Raw genomic sequence first — 22,210 nt, 5'->3', positions numbered from 1 at the left:
GTCCCCATGCCTTCGACTGCTGTTTCCCATCACCAGATCCTGATCATCGGCGCCGGCGCGGCCGGTATCGCCGTGGCCGCCAGCCTGCTGGCCCGGGCGCCGGACCTGGATATCGCGATTATCGACCCGGCCGACACCCACTACTACCAACCCGGCTGGACCATGGTCGGCGCCGGAGTGTTCCGTCCCGAATCGACTGCCCGGCCCATCGCCTCGCTGATTCCCCGTGGCGTGCGCTGGATCAAGGCGGCGGTCAGCGCCTTCGGGCCCCACGGTCACGAAGTGGTGCTCACCGACCAGAGCCGGGTCGGCTACGAACAGCTGATCGTCTGCCCCGGTCTGAAACTCGACTGGGCGGCCATCGACGGGCTCGAAGAAACCCTCGGGCGCAATGGCGTGACCTCCAACTATCGCTACGACCTCGCGCCCTACACCTGGAAACTGGTGCAGGCCCTCAACGAGGGCGAAGCCCTGTTCAGCCAGCCGCCGATGCCGATCAAATGTGCCGGCGCGCCGCAGAAGGCCCTGTACCTGTCCTGTGATCACTGGCTCAAGAGCGGACGCCTGGCGCGGATCAACGCACGTTTTTTCAACGCCGGCGCCGTGCTGTTCGGCGTGGCCGACTATGTGCCAGCGCTGATGGAATACATCGACAAATACAGCATTGACCTGCAATTCGGCCACAGCCTGGTGGCGGTCAACGGCCCGGCGAAGCAGGCGACCTTCGCCCGGACCCTGGCCGACGGCACCCGGGAAACCCTGGTCCGCTCGTTCGACATGCTGCATGTGGTGCCGCCGCAGGTGGCCCCGGACTTCATCCGCTCCAGCCCCTTGGCCGATGCCGCCGGCTGGGTCGATGTCGATCCGGCCAGCCTGCGACACCGCCAATTCGCCAATATCCACGGCCTGGGCGATGTGACCAATACCAGTAATGCCAAGACCGCCGCCGCCGCACGCAAGCAGGCGCCGGTGGTGGCCAACAACGTGCTGGTGGCCCTCGGCCGCTTGCCCCGGCAGGCCAACTACGACGGCTATGGTTCGTGCCCGCTGACGGTGGAGCGCGGCAAGATCGTCCTTGCCGAATTCACCTATGGCGGCAAGCTGGCCCCGACCTTCGCCCCCTGGCTGCTGGACGGGCGCAAACCGACGCGCCTGGCCTGGTGGTTGAAGGAACGGATCCTGCCGCCGTTGTACTGGCGCGGCATGCTCAAGGGCCGTGAATGGCTGGCACGGCCGACATTGATGACGGCCAAGACCCAAGCATGAACGAACATCTTTTCCTGGGTGCCGGACTGGGCACACTGATTGGCGCGATCCTCGCCCTGACCGGGGCCGGCGGTGGCATCCTCGCGGTGCCGTTGCTGGTGTTCGGACTGGGTTTGTCGATGGTCGAGGCCGCGCCCATCGGCTTGCTCGCGGTGGGCCTGGCGGCGGCTGTCGGGGCCTTGCTCGGCTTGCGCCAGGGCGTTGTCCGTTATCGGGCGGCGGCCTGTATCGCCGGAGTTGGCATATTGCTGACGCCCCTGGGGCTGTGGCTCGCCCATCATCTGCCCAACGAACCGCTGGCCCTGGGTTTTGCGCTGGTGATGGTCTACGCCTGCAGCAGGATCTTTCTCAAGGCACACAGGGAGTTGCAGCACGGGCAGCCGGCGCCGCGACCGGGCTTTCAGCCGTGCGTGCTCAATCCCCTGCAAGGCCGGCTGCGCTGGACCTTGCCCTGCGCCCGGGCGCTGACCGTCACCGGCATGCTCTCGGGATTGTTGTCGGGGTTGCTCGGGGTCGGTGGCGGCTTCGTCATCATTCCGGCACTGACACGCTACACCAACCTGGACAGCCGGAGCATCGTCGCCACGTCCCTGGCGGTGATCGCCCTGGTATCACTGGGCAGCGTGGTCACGGCCACACTGTCCGGAGCGATGCACTGGTCGGTGGGCGGACCTTTTGCGGCGGGAGCGGTGCTCGGACTGGTGCTCGGGCGCCAAGTGGCCGGGCGCCTGGCCGGGCCGCGGCTGCAACAGCTGTTCGCGCTGGTCGGAGTGATCGCGGCGGTGCTATTGGCAGCGGAGGCGCTGGGGCTTTCGTTCTAGACCCAAGGCTTTTGGCGATCTTGAGGGCCGCTCCGCGGATGAATCCTGCTCCCACAATGTTTTGTGTCAAACCGAGAGTTCGCCTACAACCGAAGCCCCAATGTGGGAGCGGAGCTTGTCGGATCGCCGCACCGCCGCGACGATTTTGGCGGCCTCAAGGCCTCCATCGTCGGCAAGCCGGGCACCTACAGGTCAGCGGGCAGCCATCAAGCCGATATTTTATTCCGCCGGCAGCTTGCGGAATCCTACCGCCAGACGGTTCCAGCTGTTGATGGTATTGATCGCCAGCGTCAGGTCGACCATTTCCGCCGGACTGAACTCGGCACTCAGCAAGGCGTAGTCTTCATCCGGCGCATGGGTCTGCGAGAGCTGGGTCAGAGCCTCGGTCCAAGCGATCGCGGCGCGTTCGCGCGGGGTGAAGAACGGTGTCTCACGCCAGACCGACAGACAGTGCAGACGACGTTCGGTCTCACCGAGCTTGCGCGCATCGGTGGTGTGCATATCGACACAAAAGGCGCAGCTATTGATCTGGGAGGAACGCAGCTTGACCAGTTCAAGCAACGATTTCTCCAACGGCAGTTTGTTCACCGCGTTTTCAAGCGCCAGCATGGCTTTGAGAGCATCCGGCGAAGCGGTATAGAAATCGATACGAGGTTGCATGGTGTTGCTCCTGGCAAGTGGGGAATGGCGCTAAGGTAAGCCCGCCCGACTGCAGGACAAATAGCCAATTACGGTAAAGATCGGGATACCAATCCAGGCGTTTCTAAGCCCCCGCCGGCAGGCTAGACTGCGCCCATCGACGCGAATCCGCCTCCCCCCTCCTGCCGAGCCGCGACATGGAATTGCACATCAGCCTCAACGGCACCCGCGATCTGGCCAAACAGATCACCGAACAGCTGCGCGATGCCATCAACCAGGGCACCCTGACCGCAGGCACGCGCCTGCCGCCGACCCGGCTGCTCGCCGAACAACTGGGGGTGTCGCGCAAGACCGTCGCCGACGCCTATAGCCACCTCACCTACGACAACCTGCTGGTCGGCCGGGTCGGGGCCGGCACCTTCGTCAACCGTCACGTGCCCCACGCCACGCAGCAGATCCAGGCCGATGAACTGGCCGGGGCCGCAGTGATCGAGCATTGGCGCGAGGCCACCCTGCCGATGCATCACCCGCCCCATACCTTGCGCTACGACTACCTCGGCGGGGCCACCGGCAAGCATCAGTTTCCCGAGGAGGAGTGGCGCCGCTGCGTGCTTTTCGCCTTGCGCCAGGGCGCGCAGTCCCGCGGTTTGTACAGCCAACCGGAAGGCTTGCCGATGCTGCGCGAAGCCATTTCCCGACATATAGGCTTCTCCCGTGGGGTGCGCTGCGGCAGCGACGACCTGCTGGTGACCAATGGCGCGCAACAGGCCCTCGACCTAGTCGCCCGGGTACTGGTGGAGCCGGGTTGCACGGTGGCGGTGGAAGACCCCGGCTACCCGCCGGCGCGCCTGCTGTTTGCCGCCCAGGGCGCCAGGGTGGTGGGGGTTCCAGTAGACGACCAGGGCCTGCGAGTGGAGCTGATTCCCGACGGAACGCGGCTGATCTATGTCACCCCGGCGCACCAGTTCCCCCTCGGCATGCCCATGAGCCCGGCACGCCGCCTGGCCTTGCTGGAACGAGCACGGGAACTGGGGGCAATCATCATCGAGGACGACTACGACTGCGAATTCCGCTACGAGGGCCGACCCGCCGACTGCCTGCAAAGCCTCGACCACCACGGCCTGGTGGCCTATGTCGGGACCTTCTCCAAGAGCCTGCTGCCGGAGTTGCGCCTGGGCTACCTGGTGGCCCCGCCCAGCCTGCTCAAGGCGCTGATCTGCGCCAAGCAGCTGACCGACTGGCACACCGCAACCCTGACCCAGTGGGCCCTGGCCAAGTTCATGCTAGACGGCTACTTGCTCAAGCATATCCGCCGCTGCCACGGCGCCTATGCCAGCCGTCGCGAGCGCCTGATCGAGCGCCTGGACGGCGACCTGGCGCCCTGGTTCGAGCGCATCCACTCCAACGCCGGTTTCCATCTGGCGATCCTGGCCAAAGGCACACTGGACGTCCCGCGGCTGATCGAACTGGCGAAACAAGCCGAAATCGGGCTCTACCCGCTGGCGCCCTTCTACGCCGCCGCCGCGCCACGCAACGGCCTGCTGATGGGCTACGGCTGCATCGACAGCCTGGATATCCAGCCGTCGCTGGATCGACTGTGGGCGCTTCTGCAACAGCTGGCCCCCAGGGACTGAAGCCCTAGGTACGACTGCGCAACCACTGCATGAACCCGCGTTTCTCCGCCGGCTTGGGCACTTCCCGGGTGAAGTTCTGCACCGCGTTCAAGCGCCGGTCGAGCAGGCTCTTCATGGCCTCGCCGATGTCGTGCCGGGCTTCCAGGCACGGCTTGAGGTACTCGTTTTCAATGCGGTACAGCACGCAGTCGGTCTTGGCGGTGAAATCCGCCACCACCGCCATGTCGGCCAGCACCCCGGCCTCGCCGATGACCTCGCCCGGCCCCATCCGGCCGGCCTCCAGCGGCACACCGCCGCGCAACAGGGTCACCGAGACCACGCCGGACTCGATAATGAACAGATGATCACTGACCTCGCCGCGCGCCATGATCTCGCTGCCGGCACGGAAGGTCTGCGCCTGCATGTTCTCGCTGAACGTATCCTTCTCCTCCGAACGCAAGGTGGAGAAAATCGAAGAGCTTTCCAACAACCTGCGCGGGCGCGATAAATTTACCGGCGTGGCACTCTCGCCGCTGGACAACAGGCTCACCCCCGAAGCACGCAAATGGCGGAACGCCAGGTCGTAGAGCTGATTGCGCACTTCGCGCTTCTCACCCATGGACACCACGAAACCATTGATTTCGTATTCGGCGCCCTCGGCGCTGGAGCTTTTCAGCGTCACGCAGGGCGCCGGGGTCGGCAGCAAGGCGCGACAGCCGAGCATGGCGCGCTCCAGGGCATCGATCACCACCTGGGGCCGGGAATGCGGGCTGACCTGCACACTGATAGACAGACCATGCATATCACTGGGCCGGCTGAAGTTGACGATCTTGGCCTTGGCCGCCAGGGAGTTGGGCACCACCGCCATGCTGCCCTGGGAGGTTTGCAGGCGCGTGGCGCGCCAGTCGATATCGACGACCCGGCCCTCGGTGCCGTCGATGGACACCCAATCGTCGACCTGATAGGGCTTGGTGGCATTCAGCACAATCCCGGAAAACACGTCGCTGAGGGTGCTCTGCAAGGCCAGGCCGACAATGATCGCCAGGGCCCCGGAGGTCGCCAGCACGCCCTTGACCGGCAGGTCGAGCACATAGGCCGCCGCCGCGACAATCGCGATCAGGAAGATGATCGCCCCGAGCACATCCTGCACCAGCCGACCGGCATGCCCGACCCGCTGCATCATCACCGTGCCGAGCAGCACCGTCAGGGTCCGCGCGCCGAACAGCCACCAGCCGATCTGCAAACCGGTGGCCGCCAGGTGCCGGGGGATGTCATCCGGCCAAGGTGCGGTCTGCAATGGGTTCATGCCTTCGTTGAACAGCAGCAGGCTGAACAGCGAGAACACCGTCAGGCGCACCGCCAGTTTCCAGGTGTCGCTTTTGCTGCCCATCAGGTGCCACAACAACAAATCGACCACAATCAGCAGAAAAGCGCAGGACAGGGGATGTTCAGACAACAGGTCAAGCATCGAGCCACTCCATGAAAATAAACCGTCGGCGAGGCGAAGATCGCACAGAACGGCTTCATGGAGTTATAGCTTTATATTGGTCGCGGTGTGGCGGCCCGCAGGAGCGAGGGCCGCATACCCCGGTCAGTCGTGCATTTGCCCGAAGCGCCCGGCCTGGAAGTCGGCAAAGGCCTGGTGGATCTCGGCTTCGCTGTTCATCACGAAGGGGCCATGGCCGACAATCGGCTCGTCGATCGGCTCGCCGCTGAGCAACAGCACCAGCGCATCGTCATCGGCGTGCAACGACACATCGCTACCGGCCCGCTCGAACACCACCAGTTGCCCCGGCTGTGCCAGCTGCTCGGCATTGACCCGCACACTGCCGCGCAGGACCACCAGTAGCGTACTGCGCCCTTCATGCAGATCCAGCGCCAGGGTTTTCCCCGCGGCCAGGCGGATATCCCACACATCCATCGGCGTGAAGGTCCGCGCCGGCCCCTGCCGGCCGTCGAATTCACCGGCGATCAGGCGCAGGCTGCCGGCCTGGTCCTTGAGGGCGATCCTGGGAATATCGCGGTCGAGAATGCCCTGGTAACCGGCCGGCGCCGACTTGTCCCGGGCCGGCAGGTTGACCCACAGCTGGACCATTTCCAATCGGCCACCGCGCCGGGCAAAAGCTTCGGAATGAAACTCCTCGTGGATGATCCCCGCCGCGGCGGTCATCCATTGCACGTCGCCCGGGCCGATCACGCCGCCGGCACCGGTGGAGTCGCGGTGCTCCACTTCACCGTCATAGACGATGGTCACGGTTTCAAAGCCGCGATGAGGATGCTGGCCGACGCCACGACGCTGGGTGGTCGGGGTGAATTCGGCAGGCCCGGCGTGGTCCAGCAGCAGGAACGGGCTGATGTGCCGGCCCAGGTTGTCGTAGGAAAACAGCGTGCGCACCGGGAAGCCGTCGCCGACCCAATGGCCCCTGGGGCTGGTGTAGACACCAAGAATCTTTTTCATGGGTACCTCCATAATCATGGGCACAGCTTAGATTCAAGCGGTTTTTGCCGCTAGACGGCAAAAAACGGCTTGATCGTTCCACTGCTGGGACGATCAGCGCTCCGTTCGCAGGGTGCTGGATTAATTTATATTTTGGACATAATATTGATTAAAATATTACAAGCGTAATTTTTTTGTATTCATCAGGAGGCGCCCATGCAGACCCCGAACCGCGACGTCACGCTCGCCCAATGGATCGCCGAGGAACAGGCCATGCGCGAACGCCTGCGAGGCCCCGGCAGCCTGACCCTGGCCGAGGTCAGTCAACTGACGCCGGCCGAGTTCTTCAACGGCATCGGCAACGGCGAACTGCCCTCGCCGCCGATCGGCAGCTTGCTGGACTTTATCCCCATCGAATGGGCCGAGGGCCGCTTCGTGTTCCAGGGCACCCCGGACACCCGCCACTACAACCCGCTGGGCAGCGTCCATGGCGGTTACGCCGCAACCCTGCTCGACTCGTGCATGGGCTGCGCCATTCACACCCGCCTGCAAAAGGGCCAGGGCTATACCACCCTGGACCTGCGCATCAGCTATGTGCGGGCCCTGACCGGCAGCAGCGGACCGATCCGCGCCGAGGGCCAGATCGTCCACCTCGGGCGCTCCACCGCCCTGGCCGAAGGACGGATCTATGACGTCGATGGAAGGCTTTATGCCACCGGGTCGACCACCTGCATGATTCTCCAACCAAGAGGCTGAGCAAGCGCCACCCGGGTGCTACGCGGCATTGCTCGAAGCCTTGGAGTCCTGACCTGACACTCCGCAGATTCGTGCGCACTGGTAAAGAGTCCTTTTCCCCACCCCTACTTTTTCTCAAAGATAGGGCTGGGGATACTCCCGCTCATTCCCACTGTCACCTCAGGAGTCCCCCCATGTCCGTTCCCACCTTTGGCCTTGGTACCTTCCGCCTGCAAGGCCAGGTTGTCATCGATTCGGTCAGCACCGGCCTCGAACTGGGCTACCGGGTCATCGATACCGCGCAGATCTACGAAAACGAGGCTGAGGTCGGCCAGGCCATTGCCGCCAGCGGCATCCCCCGTGACCAGCTGTTTATCACCAGCAAGATCTGGATCGCCAACCTCGGCAAGGACGCCTTGATCCCCAGCCTCAAGGAAAGCCTGCGCAAACTGCGTAGCGACCACCTGGACCTGACCCTGATCCACTGGCCATCGCCGCAGGACCAGGTGCCGGTCGCCGAATTCATGGGCGCGTTGCTGGAGGCCAAGCAGTCGGGCCTGACCCGTGAGATCGGGATTTCCAACTTCACCGTCGACCTGATGCGGCAAGCGGTTGCCGCCGTCGGTGCCGATCAGATCGCCACCAACCAGATCGAATTGCACCCCTACCTGCAGAACCGCAAGGTTGTGGCGGCGGCCCAGGCCCTGGATATCCGGGTCACGTCCTATATGACCCTGGCCTATGGTGAAGTGTTGAAGGACCCGATCATCCGCCAGATCGCCGAGCAGCACCAGGCGACCCCGGCACAAGTGACCCTGGCCTGGGCCATGCAGTCGGGGTATGCGGTGATCCCGTCGTCGACCCGACGCGAGAACCTGGCGAGCAATCTCAAGGCCCGGGACCTGCATTTGAATGATGAAGATATGCTGAAGATCGCCGGCCTCGAACGCGCCCATCGCCTGACCAGCCCGGCGGGTCTGGCACCGCAGTGGGATTGAGCCGGTGCCCGCCGCCCCCGGAGCCGGAAACCCGTGGGAGCGGAGCTTGTCGGATCGCCGCACCGCCGCGAAGCTTTTAGCGATATCGACGGCCTCTTCGCGGGCAAGCTCCGCTCCCACAAGTTAGGCGGTGCCTTCAAAAATGCATTCCGGCCAGAATGGGCGGTTCAGATCAACTGGTTGCGCTTGGCGAACTCCGCCAGCGCCACCACCGACTTCAGATTGAGCTTGTCGATCAAACGGGTCTTGTAGGTGCTGACCGTCTTGTCACTGAGCAGCATCAATTCGCTGATGTCCTTGTTCTTCATCCCCCGGGCGAGGTAGCGCAGGATGCTCAGCTCGCGGTTGCTCAGGCTGTCGATCAGCACCGGCTCCGACACGCTGGAACCCTGGCCTTGGGCGCGCCCCTCCAGCCGCGGAAAAAAACTCTTGTTGAGCATGACCGCCTGGATCGCCAGGCGCAGCTCGATCAATTCGGCCGTCTTGGAGATGTACCCCATGGCCCCGGCCCGCATGCAGCGCTCGGAATAGAACTCAGGCGCCTGTTCGGTGAGCACCACCAGCTTGCTCGGCAGGTGCAGGTCGGTGAGCCGCTTGATCGCTTCCAGGCCATCGAGCCGCGGGATATTGAGGTCCATGACAATCAGGCTCGGCGACAACTCCCGGGCAAACTGCACCGCATCGACGCCGTTATCGGCCTCGGCGACCGTCCTGAACCCCTCCTTTTCCAGCAAGACCTTGATGGCCATGCGAATGAACGGGTGATCGTCAACTATCAGGGCTGTGCGCATTACAAATCCTCAAGAAGTACGCCAGCCACTGCTTGAGACGTGAACGTGCTTGCATCGAAAAAAAGGCAGGAAAATAGCGAAATACAGTATAGGAAAACTCTCAATTCCTGCTGTGGCTGGACAGTAGAAGTGCGGTCATTCCGACCCATGGATGTCACGCTCAGGGGATGAGGGCTGAACGAGGTCCGCACTTTAGCGGGAGGTCTCGGGAGCATCTGTAGGGAAAATCCCAAGATACTCGTCATTTCCAGGTAGCTTGCACTGATCCCCCTGCGTGGGTGCCGGCGAGGGCTTGGTCAATCGGTGGTACTCGGGCTCCAGAACGCCTGCTGCACCATGCTCGAGGTCGACAACCGCGCTACCAGCGCATCGAGTTCGTCGCCGTCCACCGAGGTGATTGCCAGGGTTGCCTCGATTTCCACTTCTTCGTCACCGAAGGGTCGTACCTCGACGTCGCTGGCCGGGTAGTTGCTGCGTTCCAGTTCCTTTTCCAGCAACGACAGTGCGGTCTTCTGCTGGGCCCGCCGGACAATCAGGCGAACGCAATGATGTCAGCCCCTGCGGCTCAGCTCGTTTCCCACTGCCCCATCCGCACAGGGCAGTGCTTCGTGTTCCGCAAACGCACCTGCGCCGCCAGGATTCACACCCGGGCGATGCTTTGCATCAGGAGTTTTTCAGCAGAGAAGGTTCAGACCGCCTGCAGCGGCATGGTCAGCTCGACCCGCAGCCCGTCGGGACGGCTGTCGAAATGCAGCACGCAGCCGCAACGCTGGACGATGGCGTTGACAATCGCCAGCCCCAGGCCGCAACCGCTGCTCGTGCTGTTGCGCCAGAAACGCTCGGTCAGGTGCTGCAGATCGTCCGGGGCGATGCCCGGGCCGTGGTCGCGGACCTGGAAGCGCACGCGGTTACCGATGGTTTCCACATTCAGCTCCACCGGGGCATCGCCCGGAGTATGGCGCAGGGCGTTGTCCAACAGGTTGCGCAAGGCGGCGATGGACAGGGTCGAGGGCATTTCCAGCGGGGCCGCGGAGAAGTTTGGCGCAAGGTGCAAGGCGATGCGGTCACGGTTGCCATTGGCCGAATCCTGGATCGCCAGCCGCGCCACTTGTTCGGCATTGCACTGCACGCCGTCGTCGAACGACAGGCTGCCTTCGACCCGCGCCAGCAGCAGCAACTGCTCGAGGGTCCGGTGCAGACGGTCGGCACCGGCCTCGGCGTGAGCCAGGGACTGGTCACGGGCCGCGCCTTCGGTCATGCGCGCCACTTGCAGGTGGGTCTTGATCGCGGTCAGCGGGCTGCGCAGTTCGTGGGCGGCATCGCCGGTCAGGCGGCGCTCGCGCTCGATGGTCTTGCCGATGCGCTGGAACAGCTGGTTCTGGGTGTCCAGCAGCGGCTGCAATTCGCGCGGCAACGGCTGCACCTGCAAGGGTTCCAGGGAGTCGGCGCTACGGCGCATCAAGGCGTCACGCATGCGATTGAGCGGCGCCAGGCCCTGGCCGATCCCCAGCCAAAGCAGGCACAGGCAACCCAGCAGGGCCACGCCGACCGGCACCGAGGCCGCCAGCAGCACTGAGAGGTTCAACGCCTCGCGCTCCACCTGGCGGTCGGCGGTGGTGATGTGCACGTCGCCGCGCACCAGGGTGAAGCTGCGCCAGGGCGCGCCGTCGATCATCTGGTCATGGAAACCGGCGGCCCGGTCCTCCAGCGCCTGTTCCGGGTTGTTGTGGCTGCGGGCAAGGATCTCGCCGCGCAGGGAACTGACCTGGCAGGCCATGCCGCCGGGAATATTAAGTTGTTCGGCGCTGAAATGGGTACCGTCGCCCTTGCTCGAAATCGGCGGCAATTGCTCCAGCAACCCGGCGACCATGCGCGCCGAAGCTACCAGGCGCTGGTCGAGGGAGAACATCATCTGGTGCCGCAGGTCGCTGAGCATCCAGGTCGCGGCCAGGGCCCAGATCAGGATGAACGCCGCGCCGATGGTCAGGCTCAGGCGCAAACGCAGGCTCATCATGACGCGCTGTCCTCGTTACCCGCCGGGCCCAGTCGATAGCCCAGGCCGCGAACGGTCTCGACAATGCCGTTGCCCAGCTTGCGCCGCAGATGGTGGATATGCACGTTCAAGGCGTTGCTTTCCAGTTCGTCGCTGAAGCCGTAGACACTGTCTTTCAGTTGCTCGCTGGAGAGCACCCGGCCGCGGTTGTGCAGCAGCGCCTGCAACAGCGCCTGTTCGCGGCGCGAGAGGTCCACCGGCTGGCCGCCGAGCAGGGTCACGCGACTGCTCGGGTCATAGCTCAGGGCGCCGTGCTCGATCAGGTTGACGCTGCGCCCGGCCACGCGCCGCAACAGGGTTTGCAGGCGGGCGAAGAGTTCACGCAGGTCGAAGGGCTTGAGCAGGTAGTCGTCGGCACCGGCCTGCAGGCCGTCGACCCGGTCGGTGACCGAGTCGCGTGCCGTGAGGATCAGCACCGGTATCTCCAGGCCCTTCTGGCGCAATTGCGCCAACAGTTTCAGGCCGTCTTCATCCGGCAGGCCAAGGTCAAGTACCATCACGTCGAATTCCGCGGCGCGCAACATGGCCCGCGCGGCCGCGGCGCTGGCGACATGCTCGACGGTCATGCCCTGGGCGGTCAGGCCGGCCTTGATGCCGCTGGCAATCAGCTCGTCGTCTTCGCAAACCAGTACATGCATGGGGATACCTGCGCAAATGTGTCGATTGGAACGCAAATGGATTAAGCGGCGATTATGCCGCCAACGCCCCCGGAATGGTTAATCACCGGGAGCGGCGGCGAGCTGCCATGCGCCAATTTTGTAAGCGCCATACAACCTGTGGGAGCCGGCTTGCCGGCCCCCACTCCGACCGCGTTGAGCGCAGTTGCAAGTCGGGGGCAAGCCGGTGCCTACAAAGTCCGTGCACAACCCGGATAATATCGGGTTAATGATCGGTTAATCGCCTGCTTGCAGGCTGGCCTCACTTGCCACGTTTCTAAGGCTTTTCTATGCGTTGGTTGTTGACCTTTGTTTTTGTCCTTTTCGCAGGCCTGGCCCAGGCCGGTAACGATCCGTTCGCGGTAAAAAAGCCGGAATTCCTGCCCGTCGACAAGGCGTTTGCCTTCAGCGCCGAAACCCTGCCCTCCGGGGATACCCGGCTTTATTGGCAGATCGCCGACGGCTACTACCTTTATCAGAAACGCCTGAAACTCGACGGCCTCGACCCGGCCCAGCGGCCCGCGCTGCCCGAGGGCGAGCACCACAGCGACGAGTTCTTCGGCGACCAGCAGGTCCATCGCAGCGAGCTCGAACTGCTGATCCCGGCCGGCGCCACCGGCAAGGTCAATGTCGGCTGGCAAGGCTGCGCCGACGCCGGCCTGTGTTACCCGCCACAGAGCAAGATCGTCGATCTGGGCGGCAAGGCCCCGGTGTCCACGGCGCCGGGCCAGGCTCAGGCTCAGGACCAATCCCTGGCCGCCAGCCTGCAACACAGTGCCCTGGGCTGGAGTTTGCTGCTCTTCTTTAGCATCGGCCTGCTGCTGGCGTTCACCCCGTGCATGTTGCCGATGCTGCCGATCCTCGCCGGCCTGGTGGTGGGCAGTGGCGCCAGCCCACGGCGTGGCTTTGCCCTGGCCGGCAGCTATGTGATCTGCATGGCGCTGGTGTATGCCGCCCTGGGCATGCTCGCGGCCCTGCTCGGCGGCAACTTGCAGGCGTTGCTGCAACAACCCTGGCTGCTGGGCAGCTTCGCCGCGCTGTTCGTACTGCTGGCCCTGCCGATGTTCGGTTTCTTCGAACTGCAATTGCCGGCGGCCCTGCGTGATCGCCTGGAAAACGCCGGTAGCGGCCGTCGCGGCGGCAGCCTGGTGGGTGCCGGGGTGCTCGGCGCGCTTTCCGGCCTGCTGGTCGGCCCATGCATGACCGCGCCCCTGGCCGGGGCCCTGCTCTATATCGCCAAGACCGGCAAAATCGTCGAAGGTGGCCTGATACTGTTCACCATGGGCATCGGCATGGGCTTGCCGCTGTTGCTGCTGGTGACCGTGGGCAACCGTTTCCTGCCCAAGCCGGGATCCTGGATGGACAGGGTCAAGGCGGTGTTCGGCTTCCTGTTCCTCGGGACCGCGATACTGATGATCCGCCCGGTGGTCAGCGAATCCCTGTGGCTCGGCCTGTGGGGCGCATTGCTGCTGATCATCGCCTGCAGTTGCATCTGGCAACAGACCCGCCAGCCGGGCCCCACCGCCTTGCTGAGCACCTGCATCGGCGTCCTGCTCGGCCTCTGGGGTTCGCTGATGGTGGTCGGGGCAGCGGGTGGCAGCACCGAGCTGTGGCGACCGTTGCACGTCTATACCGGGGCGGCCAACGGCGCGATAACGCCCCACGATGCCTTTGTCACCCTCAATGACCCGGCCGCCCTGCAACGCGAACTGGACACGGCCAAGGCCCGGGGCCAATGGGTGCTGGTGGACTATTACGCCGACTGGTGCGTGTCCTGCAAGATCATGGAGAAACAGGTGTTCGCCCAAGCCGAGGTGCAAACCGCCCTGGGCGATGTACGGCTGCTGCGCCTGGATGTGACCAACGACAACGCCGCCAGCCGCGAACTGCTCGCCCGCTATGAAGTGCCGGGGCCGCCGACCCTGCTGTGGCTCGCACCGGACGGCGAGGAACGCCGGGCCAGTCGGATCACCGGCGAAGTCGACGCCAAGGCTTTTCTCCAGAACTGGAACAGCACACGGGACGCTCGCTGATGCTCACCCTGACCCTCGGCACCTTCGCCCTGTCGATCAACCACCTGCTGTTGCTGCTCGCCCTCGCCCTGGCGACGCTGGTGGGCTGGCGGGTGGCGAAAAGAGGCGGGGAAAACCCGGAGTCGGTGCTGTTCGGCCTGTTCATGCTGGCCATGCTGGTAGCGCGGATCAGTTTCGTGATCGCCTACTGGGCGTATTTTCGCGACGACCCGTTGCAGACCCTCGATATCCGCGACGGCGGCTTCCTCGCCTGGCCGGGGTTGCTGACTCTGCTGCTGGGCGCCGCGTTCTTCTACCTGCGGCGGCCGGCCCTGCGCCGGCCACTGGGCTTCGGCCTGGGCAGCGGCCTGGCGTTCTGGCTGCTGGCCAGCCTGTCGATGACCCTCTATGAACAAGGCACCCGCCTGCCGGAAATCACCCTGCGCAATGCCCAGGGCCAGGCGGTGCAATTGAGCGGCTACCAGGGCGGCCCGCTGGTGATCAACCTCTGGGCCACCTGGTGCCCGCCATGCCGGCGGGAAATGCCGGTGCTGCAAAAAGCCCAGCATGAACGCCAGGACGTGACCTTCCTGTTCGTCAACCAGGCCGAAAGCATGCAGAGCGTCAGTACCTTCCTGATGACCCAGGGCCTGAACCTGAACAACGTGCTGTTCGACGGCAACGGCAAGCTGGCCCAGAGCGTCGGTTCCATGGCCTTGCCCACCACCCTTTTGTACAACGCCGAAGGCCGCCTGCTCGGTACTCACCTGGGCGAATTGTCCGAGGCCAGCCTGGCTCGGGCCCTGGAAAACTTCGGTCCGCCCAAATCCACGTCAGCCATACCGACCACAGCAAGGAAACCGCTATGCGCTTCAACCGCCACCTGCTGAACCTGAGCCTGAGCACCGCGCTGGGCGCCTTGCTGCTGCAAGCGCCTGTATTGCAGGCCGAAGAACTCCCCGCACCGATCAAGAGCATCGAAGCCAAGGGCGCGAAGATCGTCGGCAGCTTCGACGCGCCGGGAGGCCTGCGCGGCTATGCCGCCCAGTACCAGAACCGGGGCATGGCGCTATACCTGACCGCCGATGGCAAGCATGTGATCGCCGGCAACCTGTACGACGCCGACGGCAATGACCTGAGCCAGGCGCCGTTGCATAAGCTGGTGTATGCGCCGATGGCCAAGCAGGTCTGGGGACAGATGGAGAAGAGCAACTGGATCGAGGACGGCAAGCAGGATGCACCGCGCACCGTCTATCTGTTCAGTGATCCGAACTGCCCATATTGCAACATGTTCTGGGAACAGGCGCGGCCGTGGGTCGATTCCGGCAAGGTGCAATTGCGCCACATCATGGTCGGGATCATCCGCGCGGACAGCGCGGCCAAGGCGGCCGCGCTGTTTACCGCCAAGGACCCGCAACTGGCCCTGCACGATCATGAAAAGGCCGGCAAAGGCAGCAAGCTCAAGCCGCTGGACACGATCCCGGCACCTATCCAGGCCAAGCTCGATGCCAATATGAAGCTGATGGAAGACCTGGAACTGTCGGCCACCCCGGCGATTTTCTATCTTGATGAAAATGGCGACCTGCAACAGCAGCAAGGCGCGCCGTCACCGGACAAGCTGCTGAAGATTCTCGGGCCGAAGTGACTCGGCGCACAGGAACCAGACGCGGGGCCTGACGCTGAAACACCTGCAGGAATCGGCTTGCCAGCGATAGGGCCGGCAAGCCGTGCATTGGCCTTCGCCGACCAGGCTCCTACAGAGAGGTCATTGACCCGGCGCGGCGGCGGCCACCGGCATCACGCTGATGCGATAAGGCTGGAATATCTTCAGCAGCTCGCCGCTGTCATGCAGGCGCTGCAACAGCTTGCCGAACACCTCGCCACTGATGGGCGCTTGCGGACGCAGGATCGCGTAGTGGTGATAGACCTGGTCGACCCGCTCGGAGATCAGCAGTTCCTTGGCCACATCCGGGTTGCGCAGCAGGTAATCGAACAGGTAGGAACGGGTCACCAGGGCGATATCGGCCCGCCCGCGCAGGACCATCAGCAGATTGGCGTCATGGGAGTAGGTCAGCGTGGCGTTGTAGGTGTCGGCGAGGAACTTGGGCTCGGCGTTGAAGTTGGCGAACTCGTAGTGGTAACCGCTGAACAGGGCCAGGCGCTTGCCCTTGAGGTCGGCAAAGTAGCTTTCGTCGCGATCCGGCTCACGCTGGGCGACAAACACCTCGGCATCCTCCAGCCCCATGTCGACCGCTGTATGCGGAATATCCTGCCAGCCCCAGGCTGGATTCTCGAAGATCGCCATGTCGGTCCGCCCCTGCTGCAGATCACCGAAGCGGCGCGGAATCGAGGTCGGCACCAGGATGAACTGGTAGTCGCTCTGCAGTTTGTTCAAGGCCTCGGCCAACTGCGGCAACAGGCCGGTATCGGCGCCCTGCTCGGGTCGGATGGTGTAGGGCGGGAAATGCGCGGCGCCGATCCGAACCAACTGGGCCGCCGATACCGGCAAGACCAGCAGTGCCGAGAGCGCCAACAACAGAATCCGGGAAACCGTGCGCACAGGCGGGACGTTCAAAGGCACACACCTCAGGAAAAAAATCGTTGCATCAAACTAGGCGTTTTTCCCAACTTAGACAACTTTTCACCTGTTAATTAATGACTTGCACAGCAACATCACGAGTCTTTGAGAATCAACAGCAAAGCCTCTTCGGCCAATTGATCCAACGTCAGGCTGCCCTGGGGTCGAAACCAGGTGGTGGTCCAGGACAAGGCACCGGTCAGGAAGCGTCGGGTGATGAACACATCGCCCTTGATATAGCCGGCATCGCGGGCTTCACCCAGCACCTGGAGCCAGATCTGCTCGTAAAGATCGCGCAAGGCCAGGACCTTGGCCTGCCCTTGCGCGGACAACGAGCGCCATTCGTAGACCAGCACCGCCATGGCTTCACCGGTGCCGCCCATGATCGATTGCAATTCACAGCGGATCAGCGCCAGCACCCGCTCGCGCAGGCTGCCGGCTTCGGCCAGCGACGCACGCATCAGGGCGGTGTTGTAGACGATAGTCTCCTCCATCACCGCGCGCAGGATTTCGTCCTTGCTTTTGAAGTGATGGAACAGGCTGCCGGACTGAATGCCGATGGCGCTGGCCAGGTCGCGCACCGTGGTGCGGTCGAAACCCTGGCTGCGAAACAGGTGGGCCGCGGTCTGCAGCAATTTTCCGCGGGCGCTGGCCGGGTCGGTCAGTTGCCCGGCGCTGACCAGGTCGCGCATGACACGCAGCGCTTGTTGCTCATTCACGGCATTTTCCTCATGACTCTACTGCATCCCCCCCGGCCCACCGCAGGAGGGAGGTTGCGCGCAATTTAAGCCTACCAGGACAACCAAGCAAGCGCTTGGGCTGAACAGACCAGCGGGACTTACAAACCAAGCGCTTGCTTGGTAGTCTCACCCATACGACTTGCGCAGGAGGCTCAGATGAAGGCAAGGATTCGTGTCGGCTGCGCCAGTGCGTTCTGGGGCGATACCAGCAGCGCGGCGGCGCAGTTGGTCGAAGGCGGACGCCTGGACTACCTGGTGTTCGACTATTTGGCGGAAGTGACCCTGTCGATCATGGCCGCAGCACGGATGAAAGCCCCCGCCGCCGGTTATGCAACGGATTTCGTCGAGGTCCTGCGACCCTTGCTCGGTGAGATCGCCCGGCAGAATATCCGCGTGATCAGCAATGCCGGCGGGATCAATCCGCAGGCCTGCGCCGCGGCCCTGCAAGCGGCCTGCACGGCGGCCGGGATACCGTTGAAGATCGCCGTGTTGCTGGGCGACGATCTGCAACCGCAAGTTCAGCAACTGGCCGCCAACGGCATCCAGGAGATGTTCAACGGCGCGGCGTTGCCCGCACATTGTGTGTCGACCAACGCCTATCTCGGCGCGCCGGGCATCGTCCATGGGCTGAGCCTGGGCGCGGATGTGCTGATCACCGGGCGGGTGGTCGACAGCGCGCTGGTCAGTGCGGCCCTGGTGCACGAGTTCGGCTGGTCCTGGCAGGACTATGACAAGCTGGCCCAGGCCGCCCTCGCCGGCCACATCATCGAATGCGGCGCCCAGTGCAGCGGCGGTAACTTCACCGACTGGCGCGAGGTGCCGGACTACGAACACATCGGTTTTCCCATCGTCGACGTCAGCGCCGACAGCCACTTCATTGTCAGCAAGCCCGAGGGTTCCGGCGGCCTGGTGACGCCGCTGACCGTGGGCGAGCAACTGCTCTACGAAATCGGCGATCCCAGGGCCTATCTGCTGCCGGATGTCATTTGCGATTTCACCCGGGTTCGCCTGGTGCAGCAGGCCGCCAATCACGTCAGTGTCAGCGGCGCCAGGGGTTCGGCACCGACCGCGCAGTACAAGGTCTGCGCCACCTATCCCGACGGCTTCCGCTGCACCGCCAACTGCCTGATGGCCGGGATCGACGCGGTGGCCAAGGCTCGCCGGGTCAGCCAGGCGATCCTCGACAAGACCACGGAAATGCTCCGCGCCCGTGGCTGGCCGCCCTACAGCGAAGTCAGCAGCGAACTGCTCGGCAGCGAAGCCACCTACGGCCCCCATGGCCGCCGCCAGGACAGCCGCGAAGTGGTGATCAAGCTGGCGGTGCGTCATCCCGAACGCCAGGCGCTGCAGCTGTTTTCCCGGGAGATCGCCCAGGCCGCCACCGGCATGGCCCCGGGGTTGACCGGGATCCTCGGCGGACGGCCGGCGGTTTCGCCATTGATCCGGCTGTTTTCCTTCCTGATCGATAAAAGTGCCTGCGCGTTGAGCGTGCATCTCGACGGGCAGGTACATGCCGTCGCCCTGCCCGCCGCGACCGCCCTGCAAGCCGTTGCCGAGGACCTGCAACCGCCCAGGCCGGAGGGCCGCGCCGAAGCCAATGTAGCGCTGGTGAAACTGGCGGTGGCGCGCTCCGGCGACAAGGGCAATCACAGCAATATCGGGGTCATGGCGCGACACCCCGAATACCTGCCGTGGATCGCCGAAGCATTGACCACGGCAGTCGTGGTGGACTGGATGGGCCATGTCCTCGACCCGCTCCATGGCCGTGTCGAACGCTGGTACCTGCCCGGCAGCCACAGCCTGAACTTTCTACTGGAAAACGCCCTGGGCGGCGGCGGTATCGCCAGCTTGCGCATCGATCCCCAGGGCAAGGCCTTCGCCCAGCAACTGCTGGAAATCCAGATCCCCGTGCCACAACATATTGCCGATCGACTGGCTTGAGGGCTGCCGTGTCCTGCGCATCCCTGTTCGATCAAGCGTCAAGGAGCCCCATATGCCCGTGATCGAATCCCGGCTCGACAGCCATGGCGAGGATTTCGCCCGTCACCGCCTGGCCATGCTCGCCGGCCTCGGGCAGATCCGCCAGTTGGAACAGAACCTGCTGGACAAGGCCGAAAGCGCGCGGGAGAAATTCACCGGCCGCGGTCAGTTGCTGCCCCGGGAACGCTTGAACCTGCTGCTCGACCCCGGCGCGCCGTTTCTCGAACTGGCCAGCCTGGCCGGCTACAAGCTGCACGACGACAAGGACGGCAGCCTGGCCGGTGGCGGCCTGATCGCCGGTATCGGCCATGTCTGCGGCGTGCGCGTGCTGGTAGTGGTCAACAACAGCGCGATCAAGGGCGGGACCATTTCCCCCAGCGGCCTGAAAAAAACCCTGCGCCTGCAACAGATCGCCCTGGAAAACAAACTGCCGGTAATCACCCTGGCCGAGAGCGGCGGCGCCAACCTCAATTACGCGGCGGAGATTTTCGTCGAAGGTGCACGCTGCTTTGCCAATCAGGCGCGAATGTCGGCGATGGGCCTGCCGCAGATCACCGTGGTCCATGGCTCGGCGACGGCGGGCGGCGCCTATCAACCGGGACTCTCGGATTACGTGGTAGCGGTGCGCGGCAAGGCCCGCTTGTTCCTCGCTGGTCCGCCGTTGCTCAAGGCGGCGACCGGCGAAGTGGCGACCGATGAGGAGCTCGGCGGCGCGCAGATGCACGCCCAGGTGGCCGGCACCGCCGAGTACCTGGCGCAAAACGATGCCGACGGCGTGCGCATCGCCCGGGAAATCATCGCCCAGTTGCCCTGGAACGATCGGCTGCCGATCACGCCGGCCAAGACCTGGAGCGAACCGCTCTACCCCATCGACGAGTTGCTCGGACTGATCCCCGACGACCCGAAAAAGCCCTATGACGTGCGCGAGATCGTCGCCCGCCTGGCCGACGGCTCGAACTTCCTCGAATTCAAGACCGAGTTCGACGCCCAGACGATCTGCGGCCATCTGCAGATCCAGGGTCGGCCCTGCGGCGTGATCGGCAACAACGGCCCGATCACGCCCAAGGGTGCGAGCAAGGCGGCGCAGTTTATCCAGCTCTGCGACCAGAGCCGCACGCCGCTGGTGTTCCTGCATAACACCACCGGCTTCATGGTCGGCACCGAAGCCGAGCAACAGGGGGTGATCAAGCACGGGGCGAAGATGATCCAGGCGGTGGCCAATGCCCGGGTACCGAAACTGACCCTGGTGGTCGGCGGCTCCTATGGCGCCGGCAACTACGCCATGTGCGGCCGCGGCCTGGACCCGCGGTTTATCTTCGCCTGGCCCGGCAGCCGCACCGCGGTGATGGGCGGCGCCCAGGCCGGCAAGGTGCTGCGCATCGTCACCGAGGCGCGGCAGCTCAAGGACGGCCTGGTGCCCGACGCAAAGATGCTCGACGGGCTGGAGCAGATGACCGCACAGAAGCTCGACAGCCAGTCCACCGCGCTCTACGGCACGGCCAACCTGTGGGACGACGGCCTGGTCGATCCCCGCGATAGCCGCACGCTGCTGGGGTATTTGCTGGATATCTGCCAGGAAGCCGAGGTGCGTCAGCTACAACCCAACAGCTTTGGCGTGGCGCGGTTCTGATCAACGATCACGGAGCACAAGGAAATGATCTTCACCCAGGAACATGAAGCCCTGCGGCGCACCGTGCGCCAGTTTGTCGAACACGAAATCAACCCGCATGTCGACGAGTGGGAGAAAGCCGGACGTTTTCCCATCCACGAGATTTTCCGCAAGGCCGCCGAGCTGGGCCTGCTCGGCATCTCCAAGCCGGAGTCCTTCGGCGGCCTGGGCCTGGACTACAGCTATTCCATCGTCGCCGCCGAAGAGTTCGGCTGCATCCGGTGCGGCGGGATCCCCATGTCCATCGGCGTACAGACCGATATGTGCACTCCGGCCCTGGCGCGCTTCGGTTCCGATGAACTGCGCGAGCAGTTCCTGCGGCCGGCGATCCGTGGCGAACAGGTCGGCTGTATCGGCGTCTCCGAGGTCGGTGCCGGCTCCGATGTCGCCGGGCTCAAGACCCGCGCACGCAAGGACGGCGCTGACTATGTGATCGACGGCAGCAAGATGTGGATCACCAATTCGCCCTGCGCCGACTTCATGTGCCTGCTGGCCAACACCTCGGACGACCAGCCGCATCTGAACAAGTCATTGATCATGGTGCCGATGGACAGCCCCGGGATCAGCCTGGGCCCGCACCTGGACAAGCTCGGCATGCGCAGTTCGGAAACCGCCCAGGTGTTTTTCGACAATGTGCGGGTGCCCCAGCGCAACCGCATCGGCCAGGAAGGCGCGGGGTTCATGATGCAGATGTTGCAGTTCCAGGAGGAACGGCTGTTCGGCGCGGCGAACCTGATCAAGGGGCTGGAGTCGTGCGTCGACAGCACCCTGGCCTACTGCAAGGAGCGCCAGGCCTTCGGCGCGCCGCTGATCGACAACCAGGTGATCCATTTCCGCCTGGCGGAGTTGTCGACCGAGATCGAATGCCTGCGGGCGTTGGTCTATCAGGCCACCGAGCAGTACATCAACGGGCAGGACGTGACGCGGCAGGCCTCCATGGCCAAGCTCAAGGCCGGGCGCCTGGGGCGCGAGGTCAGCGACAGTTGCCTGCAATACTGGGGTGGCATGGGTTTTATGTGGGACAACCCGGTGGCCCGGGCCTATCGCGATATGCGCCTGGTGTCGATTGGCGGCGGTGCCGACGAAATCATGCTGGGGATCATCTGCAAGCTGATGGGCAGTCTGCCGGGGAAAAATCGGTGAGCGCCCTGCCGCTGTGCCAGGCCTTGCGTCCGGCCCTGGAGGGCGGCGTGTCGCGGATCACGCTCGAGCGCCCGGACAG

General features: G+C 64.3%; 19 protein-coding genes and 1 pseudogene. 11 read left to right on the top strand and 9 right to left on the bottom strand.

The window, feature by feature from the left end:
* The first annotated feature begins 6 nt into the window (after window positions 1–6).
* Window positions 7–1,266, top strand: coding sequence for an FAD/NAD(P)-binding oxidoreductase (locus tag M5B99_RS17940; protein WP_248805291.1), 1,260 nt, complete (start codon window positions 7–9; stop codon window positions 1,264–1,266).
* Entirely contained in the window at window positions 1,263–2,087 is an 825-nt protein-coding gene (locus tag M5B99_RS17935; RefSeq protein ID WP_248805290.1) for a sulfite exporter TauE/SafE family protein, read from the top strand. Before M5B99_RS17940 ends, M5B99_RS17935 begins: the two co-directional genes overlap by 4 nt.
* A gap of 219 nt (window positions 2,088–2,306) precedes the next feature.
* Here the strand turns inward: M5B99_RS17935 and M5B99_RS17930 are convergent, their stop codons facing one another.
* The gene (locus M5B99_RS17930) at window positions 2,307–2,747 is read right to left on the bottom strand and encodes a carboxymuconolactone decarboxylase family protein (protein ID WP_248805289.1); all 441 of its coding nucleotides are present in this window, start codon (window positions 2,745–2,747) and stop codon (window positions 2,307–2,309) included.
* Window positions 2,748–2,923: 176 nt separating this feature from the next.
* Between M5B99_RS17930 and M5B99_RS17925 the strand changes: the two genes are divergently transcribed.
* On the top strand, window positions 2,924–4,360 hold the full coding sequence (locus M5B99_RS17925) for a PLP-dependent aminotransferase family protein (RefSeq protein WP_248805288.1): 1,437 nt from the start codon (window positions 2,924–2,926) through the stop codon (window positions 4,358–4,360).
* 4 nt (window positions 4,361–4,364) lie between these two features.
* Here the strand turns inward: M5B99_RS17925 and M5B99_RS17920 are convergent, their stop codons facing one another.
* Window positions 4,365–5,807, bottom strand: coding sequence for a mechanosensitive ion channel domain-containing protein (locus M5B99_RS17920; RefSeq protein WP_248805287.1), 1,443 nt, complete (start codon window positions 5,805–5,807; stop codon window positions 4,365–4,367).
* A gap of 123 nt (window positions 5,808–5,930) precedes the next feature.
* Window positions 5,931–6,797, bottom strand: a complete 867-nt coding sequence (locus M5B99_RS17915) for a pirin family protein (RefSeq protein ID WP_248805286.1) — start codon at window positions 6,795–6,797, stop codon at window positions 5,931–5,933.
* Between the two features lie 195 nt (window positions 6,798–6,992).
* Between M5B99_RS17915 and M5B99_RS17910 the strand changes: the two genes are divergently transcribed.
* On the top strand, window positions 6,993–7,532 hold the full coding sequence (locus tag M5B99_RS17910; protein ID WP_248805285.1) for a PaaI family thioesterase: 540 nt from the start codon (window positions 6,993–6,995) through the stop codon (window positions 7,530–7,532).
* 173 nt (window positions 7,533–7,705) lie between these two features.
* Window positions 7,706–8,509, top strand: a complete 804-nt coding sequence (gene dkgB / locus M5B99_RS17905; RefSeq protein WP_248805284.1) for a 2,5-didehydrogluconate reductase DkgB — start codon at window positions 7,706–7,708, stop codon at window positions 8,507–8,509.
* Window positions 8,510–8,676: 167 nt separating this feature from the next.
* On the opposite strand, the gene M5B99_RS17900 is transcribed toward dkgB, so the two are convergent.
* The 4 genes and pseudogenes from M5B99_RS17900 to M5B99_RS17885 all read right to left on the bottom strand — a co-directional run bounded on the left by M5B99_RS17900 (window position 8,677) and on the right by M5B99_RS17885 (window position 11,991).
* Entirely contained in the window at window positions 8,677–9,300 is a 624-nt protein-coding gene (locus tag M5B99_RS17900) for a response regulator transcription factor (protein WP_248805283.1), read from the bottom strand.
* Window positions 9,301–9,596: 296 nt separating this feature from the next.
* Window positions 9,597–9,842: pseudogene (locus tag M5B99_RS17895) on the bottom strand (MgtC/SapB family protein); the annotation flags it as partial.
* 146 nt (window positions 9,843–9,988) lie between these two features.
* Window positions 9,989–11,314, bottom strand: a complete 1,326-nt coding sequence (locus tag M5B99_RS17890) for an ATP-binding protein (RefSeq protein WP_248805282.1) — start codon at window positions 11,312–11,314, stop codon at window positions 9,989–9,991.
* Window positions 11,311–11,991 (bottom strand): response regulator, encoded by a 681-nt coding sequence (locus M5B99_RS17885; RefSeq protein WP_248805281.1) that lies wholly within the window; start codon window positions 11,989–11,991, stop codon window positions 11,311–11,313. Before M5B99_RS17885 ends, M5B99_RS17890 begins: the two co-directional genes overlap by 4 nt.
* Window positions 11,992–12,299: 308 nt before the next feature.
* On the opposite strand from M5B99_RS17885, the gene dsbD reads away from it, so the two are divergent.
* The 3 genes from dsbD to dsbG are packed head-to-tail and all read left to right on the top strand — an operon-like array spanning window position 12,300 to window position 15,666.
* Window positions 12,300–14,042 carry a protein-disulfide reductase DsbD gene (gene dsbD, locus M5B99_RS17880; protein ID WP_248805280.1) on the top strand — a complete coding sequence of 581 codons (1,743 nt, stop codon included), beginning with the start codon at window positions 12,300–12,302 and terminating at the stop codon, window positions 14,040–14,042.
* On the top strand, window positions 14,042–14,911 hold the full coding sequence (locus M5B99_RS17875) for a TlpA disulfide reductase family protein (protein WP_248805279.1): 870 nt from the start codon (window positions 14,042–14,044) through the stop codon (window positions 14,909–14,911). Before dsbD ends, M5B99_RS17875 begins: the two co-directional genes overlap by 1 nt.
* Window positions 14,887–15,666 carry a thiol:disulfide interchange protein DsbG gene (gene dsbG / locus M5B99_RS17870; protein ID WP_248805278.1) on the top strand — a complete coding sequence of 260 codons (780 nt, stop codon included), beginning with the start codon at window positions 14,887–14,889 and terminating at the stop codon, window positions 15,664–15,666. The genes M5B99_RS17875 and dsbG overlap by 25 nt, the downstream gene beginning before the upstream one ends.
* 120 nt (window positions 15,667–15,786) lie before the next feature.
* Here dsbG and M5B99_RS17865 read toward each other — a convergent pair whose 3' ends face one another.
* Window positions 15,787–16,596, bottom strand: coding sequence for a substrate-binding periplasmic protein (locus M5B99_RS17865; protein WP_248805277.1), 810 nt, complete (start codon window positions 16,594–16,596; stop codon window positions 15,787–15,789).
* Window positions 16,597–16,694: 98 nt separating this feature from the next.
* Complete coding sequence (locus M5B99_RS17860) at window positions 16,695–17,318, bottom strand: TetR/AcrR family transcriptional regulator (RefSeq protein ID WP_248805276.1); 624 nt, start codon at window positions 17,316–17,318, stop codon at window positions 16,695–16,697.
* Between the two features lie 177 nt (window positions 17,319–17,495).
* Between M5B99_RS17860 and M5B99_RS17855 the strand changes: the two genes are divergently transcribed.
* The 3 genes from M5B99_RS17855 to atuD are packed head-to-tail and all read left to right on the top strand — an operon-like array spanning window position 17,496 to window position 22,131.
* The gene (locus M5B99_RS17855) at window positions 17,496–19,280 is read left to right on the top strand and encodes an acyclic terpene utilization AtuA family protein (RefSeq protein ID WP_248805275.1); all 1,785 of its coding nucleotides are present in this window, start codon (window positions 17,496–17,498) and stop codon (window positions 19,278–19,280) included.
* A 52-nt stretch (window positions 19,281–19,332) separates the two neighbouring features.
* Window positions 19,333–20,949, top strand: coding sequence for a geranyl-CoA carboxylase subunit beta (gene atuC / locus M5B99_RS17850; RefSeq protein ID WP_248805274.1), 1,617 nt, complete (start codon window positions 19,333–19,335; stop codon window positions 20,947–20,949).
* A gap of 24 nt (window positions 20,950–20,973) precedes the next feature.
* The gene (atuD, locus tag M5B99_RS17845; RefSeq protein ID WP_248805273.1) at window positions 20,974–22,131 is read left to right on the top strand and encodes a citronellyl-CoA dehydrogenase; all 1,158 of its coding nucleotides are present in this window, start codon (window positions 20,974–20,976) and stop codon (window positions 22,129–22,131) included.
* Window positions 22,132–22,210: the final 79 nt, after the last annotated feature.

The organism is Pseudomonas sp. MWU13-2100, assembly GCF_023242365.1.
Classification (GTDB): Bacteria; Pseudomonadota; Gammaproteobacteria; order Pseudomonadales; family Pseudomonadaceae; genus Aquipseudomonas.
This window is presented reverse-complemented; position numbering and strand designations above follow the sequence as displayed.

What these genes read in the sequence shown, in the direction of transcription:
- M5B99_RS17940 (WP_248805291.1), top strand. Translation starts at nt 7, where the DNA reads ATGCCTTCGACTGCTGTTTCCCATCACCAGATCCTGATCATCGGCGCC.
- M5B99_RS17935 (WP_248805290.1), top strand. Translation starts at nt 1,263, where the DNA reads ATGAACGAACATCTTTTCCTGGGTGCCGGACTGGGCACACTGATTGGC.
- M5B99_RS17930 (WP_248805289.1), bottom strand. Translation starts at nt 2,747, where the DNA reads ATGCAACCTCGTATCGATTTCTATACCGCTTCGCCGGATGCTCTCAAA.
- M5B99_RS17925 (WP_248805288.1), top strand. Translation starts at nt 2,924, where the DNA reads ATGGAATTGCACATCAGCCTCAACGGCACCCGCGATCTGGCCAAACAG.
- M5B99_RS17920 (WP_248805287.1), bottom strand. Translation starts at nt 5,807, where the DNA reads ATGCTTGACCTGTTGTCTGAACATCCCCTGTCCTGCGCTTTTCTGCTG.
- M5B99_RS17915 (WP_248805286.1), bottom strand. Translation starts at nt 6,797, where the DNA reads ATGAAAAAGATTCTTGGTGTCTACACCAGCCCCAGGGGCCATTGGGTC.
- M5B99_RS17910 (WP_248805285.1), top strand. Translation starts at nt 6,993, where the DNA reads ATGCAGACCCCGAACCGCGACGTCACGCTCGCCCAATGGATCGCCGAG.
- dkgB (WP_248805284.1), top strand. Translation starts at nt 7,706, where the DNA reads ATGTCCGTTCCCACCTTTGGCCTTGGTACCTTCCGCCTGCAAGGCCAG.
- M5B99_RS17900 (WP_248805283.1), bottom strand. Translation starts at nt 9,300, where the DNA reads ATGCGCACAGCCCTGATAGTTGACGATCACCCGTTCATTCGCATGGCC.
- M5B99_RS17890 (WP_248805282.1), bottom strand. Translation starts at nt 11,314, where the DNA reads ATGATGAGCCTGCGTTTGCGCCTGAGCCTGACCATCGGCGCGGCGTTC.
- M5B99_RS17885 (WP_248805281.1), bottom strand. Translation starts at nt 11,991, where the DNA reads ATGCATGTACTGGTTTGCGAAGACGACGAGCTGATTGCCAGCGGCATC.
- dsbD (WP_248805280.1), top strand. Translation starts at nt 12,300, where the DNA reads ATGCGTTGGTTGTTGACCTTTGTTTTTGTCCTTTTCGCAGGCCTGGCC.
- M5B99_RS17875 (WP_248805279.1), top strand. Translation starts at nt 14,042, where the DNA reads ATGCTCACCCTGACCCTCGGCACCTTCGCCCTGTCGATCAACCACCTG.
- dsbG (WP_248805278.1), top strand. Translation starts at nt 14,887, where the DNA reads ATGCGCTTCAACCGCCACCTGCTGAACCTGAGCCTGAGCACCGCGCTG.
- M5B99_RS17855 (WP_248805275.1), top strand. Translation starts at nt 17,496, where the DNA reads ATGAAGGCAAGGATTCGTGTCGGCTGCGCCAGTGCGTTCTGGGGCGAT.
- atuC (WP_248805274.1), top strand. Translation starts at nt 19,333, where the DNA reads ATGCCCGTGATCGAATCCCGGCTCGACAGCCATGGCGAGGATTTCGCC.
- atuD (WP_248805273.1), top strand. Translation starts at nt 20,974, where the DNA reads ATGATCTTCACCCAGGAACATGAAGCCCTGCGGCGCACCGTGCGCCAG.